Origin of the sequence: Pseudoalteromonas sp. NEC-BIFX-2020_015, from assembly GCF_012952265.1 — a bacterium.
Taxonomy (GTDB): domain Bacteria; phylum Pseudomonadota; class Gammaproteobacteria; order Enterobacterales; family Alteromonadaceae; genus Pseudoalteromonas; species Pseudoalteromonas neustonica.
Genome location: NZ_JABCJL010000016.1, coordinates 51,656 through 65,554 on the forward strand (window position 1 = coordinate 51,656; position 13,899 = coordinate 65,554).

12 protein-coding genes are annotated in these 13,899 nt (G+C 37.4%); 11 read left to right on the forward strand and 1 reads right to left on the reverse strand.

All coding sequences use genetic code 11. The features are described from left to right. Positions 1–224: 224 nt before the first annotated feature. The 11 genes from HH219_RS13095 (at position 225) to HH219_RS13145 (ending at position 12,906) form a co-directional block, all read left to right on the forward strand. Positions 225–3,017 (forward strand): monovalent cation/H+ antiporter subunit A, encoded by a 2,793-nt coding sequence (locus tag HH219_RS13095; RefSeq protein ID WP_054206017.1) that lies wholly within the window; start codon positions 225–227, stop codon positions 3,015–3,017. Next, on the forward strand, positions 3,017–3,364 hold the full coding sequence (locus tag HH219_RS13100) for a Na+/H+ antiporter subunit C (protein WP_054206016.1): 348 nt from the start codon (positions 3,017–3,019) through the stop codon (positions 3,362–3,364). The genes HH219_RS13095 and HH219_RS13100 overlap by 1 nt, the downstream gene beginning before the upstream one ends. Next, complete coding sequence (locus HH219_RS13105; RefSeq protein WP_054206015.1) at positions 3,361–4,878, forward strand: monovalent cation/H+ antiporter subunit D; 1,518 nt, start codon at positions 3,361–3,363, stop codon at positions 4,876–4,878. The genes HH219_RS13100 and HH219_RS13105 overlap by 4 nt, the downstream gene beginning before the upstream one ends. Further along, a complete protein-coding gene (locus HH219_RS13110) occupies positions 4,878–5,414 on the forward strand; it encodes a Na+/H+ antiporter subunit E (protein WP_054206014.1) in 537 nt (178 codons plus the stop codon). Before HH219_RS13105 ends, HH219_RS13110 begins: the two co-directional genes overlap by 1 nt. After that, the gene (locus HH219_RS13115) at positions 5,408–5,677 is read left to right on the forward strand and encodes a K+/H+ antiporter subunit F (protein WP_016707651.1); all 270 of its coding nucleotides are present in this window, start codon (positions 5,408–5,410) and stop codon (positions 5,675–5,677) included. Before HH219_RS13110 ends, HH219_RS13115 begins: the two co-directional genes overlap by 7 nt. A gap of 9 nt (positions 5,678–5,686) precedes the next feature. Further along, positions 5,687–6,019, forward strand: a complete 333-nt coding sequence (locus tag HH219_RS13120; RefSeq protein ID WP_054206013.1) for a Na+/H+ antiporter subunit G — start codon at positions 5,687–5,689, stop codon at positions 6,017–6,019. A gap of 113 nt (positions 6,020–6,132) precedes the next feature. Continuing rightward, positions 6,133–6,738 (forward strand): hypothetical protein, encoded by a 606-nt coding sequence (locus tag HH219_RS13125; protein WP_169327712.1) that lies wholly within the window; start codon positions 6,133–6,135, stop codon positions 6,736–6,738. Between the two features lie 733 nt (positions 6,739–7,471). Then, positions 7,472–8,893, forward strand: a complete 1,422-nt coding sequence (locus HH219_RS13130) for a DNA methyltransferase (RefSeq protein WP_169327713.1) — start codon at positions 7,472–7,474, stop codon at positions 8,891–8,893. Beyond that, positions 8,890–9,858, forward strand: a complete 969-nt coding sequence (locus tag HH219_RS13135; protein ID WP_169327714.1) for a hypothetical protein — start codon at positions 8,890–8,892, stop codon at positions 9,856–9,858. The genes HH219_RS13130 and HH219_RS13135 overlap by 4 nt, the downstream gene beginning before the upstream one ends. A gap of 16 nt (positions 9,859–9,874) precedes the next feature. After that, positions 9,875–11,968: a hypothetical protein gene (locus HH219_RS13140; protein WP_169327715.1), complete on the forward strand. Its 2,094-nt coding sequence runs from the start codon at positions 9,875–9,877 to the stop codon at positions 11,966–11,968. Then, positions 11,968–12,906: a hypothetical protein gene (locus tag HH219_RS13145; protein ID WP_169327716.1), complete on the forward strand. Its 939-nt coding sequence runs from the start codon at positions 11,968–11,970 to the stop codon at positions 12,904–12,906. Before HH219_RS13140 ends, HH219_RS13145 begins: the two co-directional genes overlap by 1 nt. A gap of 161 nt (positions 12,907–13,067) precedes the next feature. Here HH219_RS13145 and dapD read toward each other — a convergent pair whose 3' ends face one another. Continuing rightward, a complete protein-coding gene (gene dapD, locus HH219_RS13150; RefSeq protein ID WP_169327717.1) occupies positions 13,068–13,895 on the reverse strand; it encodes a 2,3,4,5-tetrahydropyridine-2,6-dicarboxylate N-succinyltransferase in 828 nt (275 codons plus the stop codon). Positions 13,896–13,899: the final 4 nt, after the last annotated feature.

The following is a 13,899-nucleotide window of genomic DNA, read 5'->3' on the forward strand; positions in this document are numbered from 1 at the left end:
TAGGCATAAAAGTTGTAAATAATATAAAATCGACGTTAAATTTGTTCAAAATAACGGCGGGTAGGTGCCCTCACTATAGACAAAATGATCCCTGATCAGTATAACTATACCCACTATAATTGTTTTAATAAGCAAAAATAAATAACCATTCACAATGACCAGTACACAACTAAAATTAACTAGCGACGTATTGATATTCTTATGACTTTAAAAGGTTTCTCACTATGACTTTGCTCTGGATACCCTTGCTATCCTTAATTGGCAGTGTTATTTCTTCATGCACCGGCAAATTGACTCGTAACCAATCTACGAGCCTTACTATGATGGCGCCACTGTGCGCTTTAGCAATTGCGATTTATCATACGCCCGCCGTTTTGGCTGGTGAGACAATTCGCTTTACCGCGCAGTGGATCCCCGCTCTTGGCATGGAAATAGCCTTTCGTTTAGATGGTTTAAGCTTACTGTTCATTTTTATGATTCTAGGTATTGGCTTACTCGTTATTTTTTATACCCGTTATTACTTAAGTAGTAATGATTCAATGCCTAAGCTATACAGCTATTTAATGCTGTTTATGACGGCAATGCTGGGTATTGTTATGTCAAATAACGTCATCCAGCTCTGGTTATTTTGGGAATTGACCAGTATCAGCTCATTTTTATTAATTAGTTACTGGTGGCATAAATCTGAAGCGCGAAAAGGTGCTCGTATGGCACTGGCCGTTACAGGTGCCGGTGGCTTAGCGTTACTTGGTGGCTTGTTATTGCTAGGTGATATAGTTGGTAGCTATAATTTAGATGTTATTTTAGCTAGCAAAGCGTTGATCCAATCGCATGATTTATATGAGCTTGCATTAGTACTTGTATTGTTGGGCGCCTTCACTAAATCTGCACAGTTTCCGTTTCATTTTTGGCTGCCACATGCAATGGCTGCGCCGACGCCAGTTAGTGCATATTTACATTCGGCAACAATGGTTAAGGCCGGTATCTTTTTATTAGCACGATTTTACCCTGCACTGGCGGGCACTGATACCTGGTTTATCTTGGTCGCTATGACTGGCTTAGCAACGTTATTAGTCGGTGCTTATATCGCTTTATTTAAGCATGACTTAAAAGGGCTATTGGCGTACTCAACGATTAGTCACTTAGGTCTAATAACGCTGTTACTTGGTTTGGATACTGAGCTTGCCACTGTCGCGGCGATATTTCATATCATTAACCATGCGACCTTTAAAGCGTCATTATTTATGGCCACGGGTATTATCGATCACGAAACTGGCACGCGTGATATGCGCAGGCTCAACGGAATGTGGCGTTTTATGCCTTATACCGCCACTCTTGCGATGGTTGCAGCCGCTGCAATGGCAGGAGTACCGTTATTAAATGGTTTCTTGTCAAAAGAAATGTTTTTTGCAGAAACGCTACACCAACAGATATTAGGCTCAATGTCGTGGCTTATCCCAGTGTTAGCAACGCTAGCGGCTGCTTTCTCTGTGGCTTATTCTGCACGCTTTATTCACGATGTGTTTTTTAATGGTGACCCAATTAATTTACCTAAAACACCGCACGAACCACCGCGTTATATGCGTGTACCAATCGAAATTCTGGTTGTGTTGTGTTTATTGGTCGGTATGTTTCCACACTTTGTGGTTGACGGTATTTTATCAGCGGCGTCATTAGCGGTGCTTGGAGAGGCTACACCAGAGTTTAAATTATCAATTTGGCATGGCTTTAATTTACCATTACTTATGAGCGCGATGGCTGTAGTGGGTGGCGTGTTTATTTATATTCAGCGTAAACATTTGTTTAAATTCCAGGCGTCATTGCCGCCATTAAATGCCAAGAAAACTTTTGAACGTTTTGTTTATAACATTATTAAATGGAGTCGAGATAAAGTACGCAGTGTAGAGAATGGCTCATTACAACGCTACATTGTTGTAATGTTAGGCGTGGTGTTATTGTGCGCGGGTTGGCCATTATTCGAAATGGAAGCACTGGCAGGCACAGCGCCGCGTACTCCGATCGATTTTCATAATGCAATTGGCGCTGGGCTGTTGATTATAGGTGCAATTAGCACCGTAATTTGGCATCGTTCACGCGTGGTATCTTTATTAATGTTGTCAATTGTTGGGTTGATGGTGTCAGTGGCGTTTACACGTTTCTCAGCACCTGATTTAGCACTAACACAGCTAACAGTCGAAGTAGTTACGGTGATTCTGCTGATGCTAGCATTGTTCTTTTTACCACAGCGTACACCAAAAGAATCAAGCTCATTACGTGTAATACGTGATTTAAGTATTGCTTCTGCAATGGGAGTTGTTGTAGCGAGTATTTGTTATGCGTTATTAACAAGGCCGCTTGAGTCAATATCAGACTTTTTTATTGCTAATGCTAAAACTGGCGGTGGTGGTACAAACGTAGTGAACGTAATTCTTGTCGATTTTAGGGGGTTTGATACGCTCGGTGAAATCACGGTATTAGGTATTGCTGCATTAGGTATTTATAAAGTACTTACTAACTTACCTTTATTTATGCCAGCAAGTGATAGCGAAGGTCGCCCATGGGCACGTGAGCGCCATCCACTATTATTAGCAAGTATTTCACAAAGCTTATTACCATTAGCGCTATTAGTGTCAGCATATATCTTTTTACGTGGTCATAACTTACCTGGTGGTGGATTTATCGCAGGCTTGGTAACCGCTATTGCATTTATTTTGCAATATATGGCTCACGGCTCTATTTGGATCACTGAACGCTTTGATGTTAATTACCGTAAAATTATCGCCTCAGGTATTGCTATCGCAATGTTTACTGGATTGGGTAGTTGGGCATTTGATAGGCCTTTTCTAACAACATGGTTTGATTATTTTGACTTCCCATTTGTGGGCAAAACAGAATTGGCAAGTGCCATTATATTTGATTTAGGTGTGTATTTGACGGTTGTGGGCGCGACATTAATGATTCTCGCCAGTTTAGGTAAATTAACAGCCGATACTCCAAAAAATGAGGTAAATATTTAATGGAATTGTTATACGCATCATGCGTTGGTGTATTAGTCGCTTGTGGGGTCTATTTGATCCTACGAGCACGGACTTTTCCGGTTGTATTAGGGCTTACAATGCTTTCATATGCAGTGAACTTGTTTTTATTCTCGTCAGGGCGTTTAACTATTAATAAAGCAGTAGTATTAGGTACCGGTGCTGATTATGCAGATCCGCTGCCACAAGCACTGGTATTAACAGCAATAGTAATAGGTTTTGCAATGACCGCATTTGTTGTGATACTTGCAATTCGTGGCCGTGCAGATTTAGGCAATGATCATGTTGATGGTCACTTAGGAAAAATTGAACATAAGGAGCACAAATGATTCAGCACATTGCTTCTTGGCCCATTTTATTACCTATGTTGGCTGGGGTTATTTTACTGCTACCACCGTGTGGAAAAAGTATTCCAATTCGTCGTGTAGCTTCTGTATTTATGGCTTTTCTAAGTACGTTAGTGAGTGCGTTCTTATTATGGGAAGTGTTGCATTCAGGCATCATTGTTTATGCCATTGGTGATTGGCAAGCGCCATTTGGTATTGTACTTGTTGCTGATTTAGTCTCTGTGTTATTAGTGTGTCTTACTTCACTCTTAGGCTTGGTTGTTACTTTATATAGCTGTGTAGGTGATGACGAGAAAGGAGGCTTTTTTCACCCATTAGTACATTTCCTTGTACTGGGTGTTAATGGCGCTTTCTTAACAGGTGATTTATTTAATCTATTTGTATTTTTTGAAGTGCTATTAATTGCCTCATATTCATTATTGATGCATGACGGTGATAAACATAAGACCCGTTCAGCCATTCAGTACGTTAGCTTAAATCTAATTGGCTCTAGTGTTTTTTTGATTGCACTTGGTATTTTATACGGTGTACTGGGAACATTAAATATTGCCGATATGGCGCAAAAAATGTCTCAGTTGCAAGGTGATGATGTCTACCTAGCCAAGATTGGTGGCTTATTACTACTTGTTGTTTTTGCACTCAAAGGCGCGTTATTGCCATTGCATTTATGGTTACCTAATACTTACGCTAGTGCAATGCCCGTAGTGGCTGCGTTATTTGCGATAATGACGAAAGTAGGCGTGTATACAATGTTACGCGTATATACGGTTATTTTTGGCGATGAAGCAGGGCAACTTGCCCACATGGCACAACCTTGGTTGTGGGGATTAGCTGTGGCAACAATTATTGCGGGTGCAATCGGTGTTATTGCAGCTCAAGATTTGCGTAAACTCACCGCTAACTTGGTGATCGTATCGGTTGGTACGTTGGTGGCTTTAGTGGCAATTCAAAATATTAATGCTACTGCTGCATTATTGTATTACCTTGTACATTCAACGTTAGTGTGTGCAGCATTATTTTTAATCGCTGATTTAATTTCTCATCAACGCGGAAAAGTCGCAGATCGTTTTGCAGCAGGGCGAGCGGTAGGACAACCTCTATTGCTAGGTGCTTGTTTTATTATTGCCGCTTTGAGTGTGATCGGCATGCCGCCACTTTCAGGGTTTGTAGGTAAAGTGTGGATTTTAAAAACAGCATTAGATAGTGAAAAAGCACTGTTGTTTTGGCCTGTTTACTTAATTGCCAGTTTTGCGCTGTTGGTGGCATTATCACGTGCTGGGACTAGTCTGTTTTGGGAACGTAAACACCAAGATAGTGAGTTAACTGAAGGCGTAAAAGCCCAGCCACTACAAATCATTGCGGTAATCGGTTTATTAATATGTTCGCCTTTATTAGTTATATTTGGTGGTCCAGTGAGTGAATATATGATCGCTGCTGCTACGCAGCTACATGATATAACCGGTGGTATTAACACTGTACTTGGGGGAGGTTCATAATGCGTTTAGAATCACGTTTTAGTTGGTTGCCAACGCCTTTTCGTAGTGGTCTATTGTTTGTGGTATGGCTGTTACTTAATAATAGTGTATCTGCTGGGCACTTAGTATTGGCTACGGTTTTTGCTATTTTAATTCCATTGGCGACATTTCCATTTCGTGTCCCACAGCCACTGATCATTAAGCCAGGGTTAGCCCTAAAGCAGCTAATTATTGTGTTATATGACATTATTACTGCTAATCTACAGGTGGCATTACTGATACTAGGGCCGACTAAAAAATTACGTCCTGCGTTTGTTAAAGTTCCTTTAGATTTAAGCCACTCAATGCCTATTACTATTTTGGCAAGCACTGTATCGCTAACCCCGGGAACAGTAAGTGCGGAAGTGTATCCAATTCCAGAATCACTGCCAAAAGGTGAGAAGCCAAAGCAACGTTATTTACTAATACATGTATTAGATTTGAATGACGAACAAGAGCTTATCAATACAATTAAAAAACGTTATGAAGCGCCACTGAAGGAGATATTTCAATGTTAGAAACGGTGTTCTTAATCGTCTTTGCAATGATTGGCCTATCGCTATTACTCAATTTATGGCGTTTGGTTGTTGGTCCGTCAGTACCAGATAGAATTTTAGCGCTTGATACTATGTATATAAATACCATAGCACTGATCATTTTATATGGTATGAGCATGGGCACTGGGCTTTACTTTGAAGCAGCGCTATTGATAGCAATGCTCGGCTTTGTAAGCACCGTAGCGGTATGTAAATATTTGTTACGTGGCGACATCATCGAATAAGGAAAACGTATGTACAGTGAATGGGTAGTGTCTATTTTATTACTTATTGGTGGCGCATTTATTTTAATAGGCTCAATTGGCCTTATTAAAATGCCTGATTTTTTTATGCGTCTACATGGCCCAACAAAAGCGACCACACTCGGTATGGCTGGAGTACTCATTGGAGCTATGGTGTTTTTTAGCAACACTCAAGATGGTATAAGTGTTAAAGAACTGTTGATCACGATATTTTTATTGATCACAGCGCCTATCAGTGGGTATATGCTTATAAAATCCGCGATACATCATAAGCTTAAAGCTAAAGAAGGGACTAAGGGATTAGACAACATTGAAGACGATTAATTACTTATACTAATTGTTATAATAAAAAGCCCGCAAGGTTTAACTTAGCGGGCTTTTTATTGGCTGTTTTTATTTGTACACTCAATAACATGATTTATTACCAACGCTTATAAATGATTAAAGATAAAAAACGCATTATCGCGTATTTACTGATATTAGCTCCTTTAATTGATAGTTTACTTATACCTACCGCCTTTGGCCTGCAATGGCATAGCGCAAAAAGTATGTATTTATTTAGTGCGTATTTAATACCTATCAAGTTAGCCCTTGTGATTATGGGCGGCTTTTTTCTTATACATCATACCCGCCGTCAAATTTATATAGATGCGCCGCGTTCGTGGTTTTTAAAAGTAGTTGATGTCGGTATATTTATTTTGGCAGGTATTCAGTTTATTTTATTTACTGTGATTAGTGTATTGTATGTAGTAGTAGGAACTCAGGCCGACGACTATAAACAACAAGGAAACATTAGTGTTTATACGTCCGATGTAGGCGCGTTTGGCAAAGCGACTCATTACTTTTCATATCAATGTACCGATTCAACCGGTTTTTATACACTTCAACCTATCGTGACGCTCGACTGGCTTGGCACATTTACATTTAAAGAAAAAGCAAATACGTTGATCATCACGCATAACGCCCAAAGTGATAAAGGTGAGAAAATTAAACAAATTGATCTGAGTGGGTTTAGTTGTAACACGTTAAATTTTAAGCGGTAAGCTTTCAGTTGTTCTGAGTTAAATTTAATATCAGCTTGATAAGTTTGCAGGTTTACTGTACAAAATTAATAAGCGAATGATTGTATTTTAGATACTAAAGGAAGCTTTCTAACCGTAATCTCATGTTATTATTTTCATTACCTAAGAGGGGTAATGGGTGCCACCTAATCCTAGCCGCACGTAAAAGACAAACTAGTTAGTTTTAATTGTAGGTCGGGCTTTAGCCCGAGAAAGTGAATTTCACTACCGAGACCATAGAGGCGCTTCGTTGCACCGAGGGCGAAACTTTCGCCACCACTGTTGATTTATTAAGTAAAGGCATAGCCCTTGACGTCGCGGAAGAAGGAATAAGACGGGACAGGCATAAGTTTCTAAAATAGGGTGAGACAAGCATAAATTTTTCTATTTTGTGCCTGTCCTTTTTAGATTCTTCTCGGGTTAACCACTTTTTGCTAGGAATAAGTGTCAGGCCTTTACGCTTTTTGCTAACTAATAGCGATCGCTAGGCTAAAATATGTCTCGCTAACGCGTAAAAGTGCCTTAGGGTGAGCTTCAATGGTCGGTATGATTTATTCAGTTTTCCCTACTTTTTCTAATACATTCTAAATTATAGATTTGACGGTATAGGTTTAAGGAAAAAACTTAAGATATTCAGAGTTAAAAATGTTATCTTTACTTATTTAATTTTTACAAAAAAGATCAATACTTGGCGGGTTAATTGTAATAGATGAAGTTGAATAATAACACTTTTTATGAGTTTAAGGCTCCAAGTGATAATAAAAGTGACCACTCAAAAGAAGTTACTGCCAATGAGCAGTCTATAGATTTAGCTTTGTTAAGCTTCATTACCACTTATAAGCTCACTAAACAGGCAATAGAGGTGGATTTTAGAGAATTAGTTAACTGGGTACCTTATTCAGATTCATATACTCATTATGTACATGCTTACCCTGCTAAGCTATTAAAACATATACCGATATTTTTCTTAAATTCAAATTATTTACTACCAGAGAAAAATAGTTACGTACTTGACCCTTTTTGCGGTTCGGGAACAGTTCTATTAGAAGCTCTATTAAGTGGACATAATGCTTTTGGCTGTGATGCCAACCCCCTAGCTCGCCTGATTGCAAAAGTTAAAACAACAAAACTGAATAGTTCAAAGCTACAAAAAGAATTAGATTCGGTTCTAGCTAGTGCAAAGAGGTTAAGAAAGTTTTTACCTATAAATGTCGTTAATATTAATCACTGGTTTCCGAAAATAACACAAAGAGACTTATCTAGAATCGCTCGCTCCATTGAACAACTTGCAGATAGTCATGAAAAAGACTTCTTAAAAGTTACATTTTCAAATGTTGTCAAAAAAGTAAGCTACGCAGATCCAAATCTAAGTGTTCCCGTAAAACTAAAGCCTGAAAAATACAAAAATCCAGAATATAAAAGTAAGGCTCAAAAAAAGCTAGCCTACATAAATAATCTAAGTGTATTCACCGTTTTCGAAAAACAATTTAAAGATAATTTGAAAAGAATAAAAATATTAGAAGACACGGTAATAGACGCTAAAGCCACAGTTATAAGTAAAGACGCAAGAAAAATAACAGAATCACTGGAGTTACCGAACAAAAAGCTTCCAAATGAAACTGTCGATCTAATTTTGACATCACCACCTTATGCTGGAGCTCAGAAATATATTAGATCATCTTCCTTAAGTTTAGGCTGGCTAGGTTTTTGTGAAAAAAATAGTTTACGTGATTTTGAACGAGAAAATATAGGTCGAGAACATTACTCTAAATCAGAATACGAAACGGTCATTCAAACAGGAATTGCCGACATTGATAATGTGCTAAATGACATATGGCACATAAACCGATTAAGAGCACATATCAACGGGAACTACTTATTAGAAATGCAAAATGCAATATCTGAAATGTATCGAGTTCTTAAGAAAAACAAGTACTGCATAATCATTATTGGAAACAATGAAGTGTGTGGTAAACAATTTGACACTCAAAGATTCATCAGACTTATCGCAGAGAAAATTGGGTTTACCACTGAATTAGTACTAGTGGATGATATTCACTCAAGAGGATTAATGACTAAAAGAAATAAAACTGCCAGTGTTATTAACTCAGAATGGATTTTGGTGTTTAAAAAATGAACGAAACAGAATTTAAAGAAATGTTAGAAATGAAGATCATGAATCTATCCCAGAATGTTTGGGAGCATCGCATTTCAACAATTCACCTAAACGAATGGCTAGATAACTTTCTTCAGGCGGAAAAGCCAGAGAATTGCGAAAGAACACACGCATTATTTCTTCTTAGCAATTTTATGTACTTTGGGGTTCGAGAAATCCGTGAGTTATTAAAATCCATCTACAGAGACAAATTTTTTAATCCGTTAATACAGGAAGTTAGGAAAAGAAACAACGACACTAAGAATATCAAAGATATTGAAAATGAAATAGTATCTGAGTTAGCCTCAACCCGATTTTTAGGGGTTGGAAACCCATCAGAGAGTGGAACCCATTTACTTTATTTCTTTAGGCAAGAAAACGCCTTGGGCAAAGATGATTTTATTCATACGCACGAAATTTTAAATTATAGGCGTGATGAAAATGACTCTCTACAGGTTTCTCTTAAAAATGAAGATATAAAACGTTATATTTTCATAGATGATGTTTGTGGTAGTGGAACGCAAGCAATTGAATATTCAGAAGAATTAATAAAAGAATTAAAGAACTTAAACCCTAACATCAAAGTGTATTATTTTTCCTTATTTTCAACTTCACATGGATTAGAAAATATTAGAAATAATACATTATTTGATAAAGTAGAGTGTGTTTTCGAGCTAGATAACACTTTCAAGTGTTTTTCTGAATCATCTCGGTATTTTAAGGGTTCTCCAAACTCCCCAATATCAAAAGAGTTCACTGAGCAATTTTGTCGGAAATATGGAACTCAATTATTCGGAGCAGATGCTTTAGGATATAAAGATGGCCAACTTTTACTAGGCTTTTCACACAACACACCAGACAACAGTTTACCTATTATTTGGGGGAAAAGTCATACTTGGAACCCCATTTTTAAACGCTATAACAAAGCATACGGAACAACATATTAAATTATAGAGGTTTAAAATGGATTTATTACAACGTAACCCTTTTACTACAATAAAAGCAAATGACCTTGATGATACAGAAATCAATGAACAATGGGTGGATATTCAAGGCACGGGGTTCGTAGATTTTTTCTGTCCAACGCATAAAATTTCACAATACTTGATTGGTGGTAAAGGAAGTGGCAAAACCCACTTAATGAGGTATTTTTCCTACAAGCCCCAAATATTACGTCACGAAGAAAGCCTACTCGAAGGCATAGAAAATGATGGTTATTTTGGCGTTTATTTTCAGGCAAGCGGTTTAAATGGAGCTAGATTTGAAAATTTACCTTATAAAAATGAATTAAAAGAAGCAATGTTTGCGTACTCTTTTGACTTGTGGTGTGCTGGTTTAGTCATTGAATCTATAATAACTTTACAAGGTTTGCATCCAGACGTACTAGATAAAGAACAAGAATTTTGTTCTGATGTGCTTTCATTATTTAGCGCTCTGCCTGCTAACTATCAGGAAATATCCACACTAAAATCACTAAAAGGGCTAATAGTAAAGCTATCCAACGAAGTTGACTTAGTGGTTAATAATGCATTCTTTATAGAGAAACCAGATCTTAATATACTTGCGAGTAGGGGGTCCTTAATTTTTGGAATACCCAAACTATTAAATACTCACTCCACTACATTTAAGGATATAACTTTCCTGTACCTCATTGATGAACTTGAAAATATTAGTGAAGAACAGCAAAAATATTTTAATACATTAATAAGAGAAAAAAAGCTGCCTTGTTCATTTAGGTTTGGTGCCAGAAAACACGGTATAAAAACTTATAAAACATTAGGTTCTGGCGAAGAAAATAGAGAAGGTCATGAGTTTGAAACGACTAAGCTGGACAATGTTTTTAATGAGATAAAGCATTTCGAAGATTTCGCAATTAATTTAATAATGAAAAGGTTAATAAAGGCCGAATTCATAACGAAAGATCAAAGATATTTAAGGACATTTGAGAACAATAGCGACAATAAAAAAGAGTACTTAATCAGTCTATTTGAAAAACCAGATATCAACGCAATCGTACAAAATGTTAAATTAAAAAATAATGGATTAAGTTCTGCATTAAACTCATTTAATGGCCGTATAAACGCTAAAATAGATGCTGAATCAGCACTATCTATATGTAAAAATTTATCATTCCCTGCCGATTCAACAGTAGAGTTAGCAGCTATTCATTTATTTTCTCAGTACTGGTCAAGTAATTCAGTTGATATAGATTTGCTGAAGTTAAAATCAGAAGAAATAGCAAAAGAGATAAAAATCTATGCTTCATCCGATGGTGAAGCTTCTAAAACATCTATTGCTAATAAATTTAAATACTATAAAAACAATTATACAGCATCAGCAATTCGTTCTATTTCCCAGAGTAACTTTGATGAATATTTGGGGTTAGAACAGCTTTTACAATTAACGAAAGGCTTTCCTAGACATATATTAACTGTTTTAAGAAATATTTATAAAATTGAAGTTTTTCATGGTAATAGCCCATTTACTAGCTCTAAACAAATATCATTGAAATCACAAAGGTTGGCACTAAAAGAATCATCAGAGTGGTTTCATAATGATTGTACAAGCGAAGGCAGCCTAGGAAGTAATGTCTCTGAAGCTTTATCAAAATTATGTGAAATATTAAGAATAGAAATGTATTCTGACAAGCCAGTCGAATGTTCAGCATCAGGTTTTACAGTTGACACGGATCGCATTAGTAAAGAAGCAAAAGACATTTTAGACTGGGCGGAATTAATAAGAGTCATTATTGAAGTCGCGCCTAGACAAGACAAAAACTCTCAGAAACTTATTCCTAAATATCACTTAAATGGTCTTTTATGCCCTAAATGGGGCTTATCCCTCTCTAAACGCGGGGCAATTTCATTTACACCTGAGAATTTCAATAAAATTTTTGATCCACAACATCAAGCTGAATTTCAAAGTTATAGATCAGAATTTCATGATGCTAGGCATTCACCGTATGATATTCACCTGTCTGAGCTTGTAGCAAAACCAAAACCAAAACCAAAACCAAAATCCCCTGGGAATGATGATCAAATGGAAATCGGATTCTAATGCATTATTCACTATATTATAGAGATGAACTAAATATTGAAGAGCAATGGGATAAGTGGGACTTATTTATCTCGGCCTTTAATTTAAGTGAACGGTTGAATGCCGTTTATGACAAAGTTAATGCGAATAAAAAATACTGGCTAGTTTTTCCTGAGTATGATTTTGAAGCTGACGAATTGCCGACCGAAGGAAGCTATATTTCTATTGATAAGGGTACTGAGGCACAACAACTTCTACCAGTATTTAAAAACATAAACTTGAGTGATTATAAATCACAAAGCATTTGTATAGATGCAACAGGATTTATGAGAGCACAGCTATTATTTTTACTAGCTTTTTTGAAAAAAAGTGGGTTTACTCATGTAGATTTTATCTATAGTGAGCCTAACCATTATTCAAAAAAAGAACACACTACTTTTTCAAGTGGTTCTATTTATGAAACAAGGCAGGTTCTTGGTTATCAAGGTGTTAATCAACTAATTGATAAAAAAGATTTGTTGATCATAGCAGCTGGCTACGACTCTAGTTTAATCGCGAGAGTAGCCCAGCAGAATGAGAACGCAGAGATAGTACCTCTGCTAGGTTTCCCATCACTTAAAGCCGATATGTTCCAAGAAAATATTTTAAGAACTGTAGCGGCAGAAGAGTCTTTCACTGCAAATTCTCTGAAAGATCCTATATTTGCACCAGCCTCAGACCCATTTGAAACGGCACATTCTATATATGATTACATACATATCAATAAGTGCTTAGATAAGTATAATCATATTTACATTTGTCCTTTATCTACCAAGGCACAAACTCTAGGCATAGGACTCTGCTATCTAAACTCTTTTGAAGGCTTACCTGTCAGTGTTCTTTACCCATTTACAGAAAGGTATTCTAAAGAGACGAGCAAAGGAATTTCAAAAATGTGGCTCTACCGTTTTGAGTTTTAAATGCATTATTCTGTACTGCTTATCAACAAGGCCCAGCGATAATGGGTATATATTTAAGTCGTTTTAATCTTGAGAATTAAATTGCTGGGGCTGATATCACCAAACCCAGCAATTTATTCAAATCAGCTGATCGCTTACGGCTGAAAGCTTACAGCTTTCTCTTAATCGTCTATCGATCTCAACAATGCATTAATCCCTACTTTTTCACGAGTTTGTTGATCTACTTTTTTCACGATGATTGCAGCGTACAAGCTGTGACTACCATCTTTTGATGGTAATGCACCTGGTACAACAACAGCACCTGCTGGAACACGGCCATAGTGGATTTCGCCAGTTTCACGGTCGTAAATACGCGTGCTTTGGCTGATGTAAACGCCCATTGAAATGACTGCACCTTCTTCAACAACAACGCCTTCTACGATTTCAGAACGTGCGCCAATAAAACAGTTGTCTTCAATGATAGTAGGGTTAGCTTGTAACGGCTCTAAAACGCCGCCTATACCCACACCACCAGATAAGTGTACGTTTTTACCAATTTGTGCACACGAGCCAACAGTGGCCCATGTATCAACCATGGTGCCGTCATCAACGTATGCGCCAATGTTTACGTATGATGGCATAAGCACTACATTTTTACCTACAAAACTACCTTTACGCGCGACTGCATTTGGTACTACGCGCATACCACCTTGTTGAAACTGCTCTGGCGTGTAGTCACTAAATTTAAGCGGTACTTTGTCGTAAAACTGGTTTACGCCGTCATGCATTGGTTGGTTATCGCGGATACGGAACGACAGTAACACGGCTTTTTTCAACCATTGGTGGACAACCCACTCACCACTGATTTTTTCAGCAACGCGTGCAGCGCCGCTATCAAGCAGCTCAAGTGCATCAATAATGGCTTGTTTAACTTCATTTGATACTGTGCTTGGGCTGATGTTATCGCGGTTATCCCAGGCGTTTTCAATCATGGTTTTTAAATCTGACATAAGG

Coding starts and splice junctions, on each gene's coding strand:
- HH219_RS13095 (WP_054206017.1), top strand. CDS start 225: ATGACTTTGCTCTGGATACCCTTGCTATCCTTAATTGGCAGTGTTATT.
- HH219_RS13100 (WP_054206016.1), top strand. CDS start 3,017: ATGGAATTGTTATACGCATCATGCGTTGGTGTATTAGTCGCTTGTGGG.
- HH219_RS13105 (WP_054206015.1), top strand. CDS start 3,361: ATGATTCAGCACATTGCTTCTTGGCCCATTTTATTACCTATGTTGGCT.
- HH219_RS13110 (WP_054206014.1), top strand. CDS start 4,878: ATGCGTTTAGAATCACGTTTTAGTTGGTTGCCAACGCCTTTTCGTAGT.
- HH219_RS13115 (WP_016707651.1), top strand. CDS start 5,408: ATGTTAGAAACGGTGTTCTTAATCGTCTTTGCAATGATTGGCCTATCG.
- HH219_RS13120 (WP_054206013.1), top strand. CDS start 5,687: ATGTACAGTGAATGGGTAGTGTCTATTTTATTACTTATTGGTGGCGCA.
- HH219_RS13125 (WP_169327712.1), top strand. CDS start 6,133: ATGATTAAAGATAAAAAACGCATTATCGCGTATTTACTGATATTAGCT.
- HH219_RS13135 (WP_169327714.1), top strand. CDS start 8,890: ATGAACGAAACAGAATTTAAAGAAATGTTAGAAATGAAGATCATGAAT.
- HH219_RS13140 (WP_169327715.1), top strand. CDS start 9,875: ATGGATTTATTACAACGTAACCCTTTTACTACAATAAAAGCAAATGAC.
- HH219_RS13145 (WP_169327716.1), top strand. CDS start 11,968: ATGCATTATTCACTATATTATAGAGATGAACTAAATATTGAAGAGCAA.
- dapD (WP_169327717.1), bottom strand. CDS start 13,895: ATGTCAGATTTAAAAACCATGATTGAAAACGCCTGGGATAACCGCGAT.